Raw genomic sequence first — 2,220 nt, 5'->3', positions numbered from 1 at the left:
GGCGGAAATTACCTGCAAAAGATGGGTCTTTGTGGAAATCGCACCGAAGGGGCAGGAGTGTACGCACTGTCCGCAGCGGATGCAACGATTGTCATCAATAACGCAAAGACCGTTTTCATCGTAAGTAATAGCATTTACCGGACAGGGCTTTTTACAGGGACGGGTAAGCTGGGCAATGGCACTGTAGGGGCAGGCTGTTGCACACATTCCACATTCCTTACACTTCATAGGATCAATGTGGGCTCTTTGGTCTGTCATGGTAATGGCACCAAAGTGACAGCTGTTCTGGCAGGCCTTACCTAAACAAAGACGGCAGTTATCCGTAACGGAATAGGAAGAAATAGGGCACTCCTCACAGGCAGGGTCGATAACCTGAATGACATTGCTGCTCTTTCTCTTCGGGCTGGCATCCTCATTACAAGCCAGACGAATACGCCAACGAAGAATTTCCCTTTCCTTATATACACAGCAACGGAAGGCGGCCTTCGGTCCCGGGGATAACTCCCGGATTAAGCCTTCCTTTGCCTCTTCCGTAACTTCTCCGTTCCATGCGATTCTTGCCAAGCCTTCAATTACACGGTGTTTGAGAGGGATAAAACCCTTGTCATTTGTAACCATACTCTTTTCTCCTTACTTAGACTCTTTTCTGTTCCCGGAGAAGCGCTCATTTCTCCGAGAAGTCAAACTCGTTAAAAGTATAACATAGTTTTCCGCTTTCGGGGATATACTTTCCCTTAGTACGAAAAAAAATACTGACAGACAAAAGCTTCCTGTGATGATATTTCTGTATTTTTATGGGCCGGTAAAGCAGATACATTCACAATCCGGATTTCGTTCCATAAGCTTTCTTACTCTACTTACAAAACGGGCATAAAAATCAATAGCAATGCCGAGATTATTCCGAATAATCTCTCTTCTCTTTTCCTCATTCCAATCCTCTTGATGGGGCAAATCCCATAATTCATTCGGAAGAAAATAAGATATGGAAAAGTCGTCTATCAATTCATTTAGTTCCGGGTTTTCAAAGTCCTCTTGTAAAAGCCTTGCCTTTTCTTCAATTTCCTGTAGCATTTCTTTCATGGTAGGATAGCTGTAGAGATTCGGATCCGCATAGTCTTGGAATCCCCTACTATTATAGGGATCTCTATCGGTACATTTTTTATTCAAGTCTTCATCAAAGTATTTTTCAAGAAAATAAAACAAAAGAGGCTGAACATCCATTTCATCTATCATTATGATATTTCTATAGTAGTCTTGAGTGCCCCATGGATAATTTGAATCTACTGGTTTATCCTCTACCATAGTAGGTACAATCGAGAAATAACCGCCTGAATCCCCTCCTTCCAATATCGCTGCTTGGCGAATATCCTTCCGTGATTTGGATATCCTTTCCAAGGGTATTTTGTGTATGTCTTTATCCCAATTAAAATAGCTATAGAAAAGGCCACATGTAAATGTGGAATGACGCCCTGCCCGGATAAAAAAACGCAAACCGGAGTTACCAGACAGGGTAAAAACAAAGGCGTAATCCTCCCTTTGCACTTTTTCTCCTTCATCAGAGCCATGATAGCTGATTCTATGATAGAATTCCGGTCTTTTACATTTTCGAGAGAGCATCTCTGAAAAGAGAACGCCGGCATCGCAAGTTCCGTGATTTATGCCTTCTGTAGTATTCGGATCAATCTGATTTACGGACACGCCCAGCACTCCATCGGGAAAGATCATAAGCTCAACCGTGGAATAATCCTCCAGGACAAAAACAATCGGCTCCCAAAGTTCCAACTCGGCGTTTAGTTGAACATTGTTATACAATTCCTTGTTCATTCTCTGCATAAGATGCGCGGTCACTCCTGAGTCGCTTAACATCTTCAGTATGCGTTCTTCTAAAGCCCAGTCCTCTAAGTTGAGAGCAATACCGATGGCATTGATTTTGATGATTTTTTTCTTTGCAATCTGATTTTCTTCCCAAAAAGCATTTAATTCTTTTTCCGTCTTACAAAATGTCGGCTTCCATTCCTGAATATCAAAGGGATTCATCATAAGCTTTCTCCTTAAAAAGAAATATTCTATAAACTCTGAAATTGCCCTTATGGAGCAAAAAAAAGAGACGATAATTAAAATACAAAGTTAAAAAACAAAATAGAATTGATATTTAATCAAATATTTTAATAAAAGCTTTGCGAAATGGAAAGAAGGTAATATAATAAATAAGATATTAGT

The 2,220-nt window shown here is 40.7% G+C and carries 2 protein-coding genes; both read right to left on the bottom strand.

The annotated features are described in order from the left end of the window. Positions 1-618: 4Fe-4S dicluster domain-containing protein (locus tag ACO4PX_RS09975; protein ID WP_485572550.1), on the bottom strand; the 618-nt coding region annotated here is incomplete at its 3' end. A gap of 174 nt (positions 619-792) precedes the next feature. After that, positions 793-2,040, bottom strand: a complete 1,248-nt coding sequence (locus ACO4PX_RS09970) for a hypothetical protein (RefSeq protein ID WP_472469751.1) — start codon at positions 2,038-2,040, stop codon at positions 793-795. Between the last annotated feature and the right edge of the window lie 180 nt (positions 2,041-2,220).

The sequence above is a fragment of the Oribacterium sp. genome (assembly GCF_057249185.1).
Note: the sequence above shows the minus strand (reverse complement) of the source record. Positions and strands in the feature narration are given on the sequence as shown.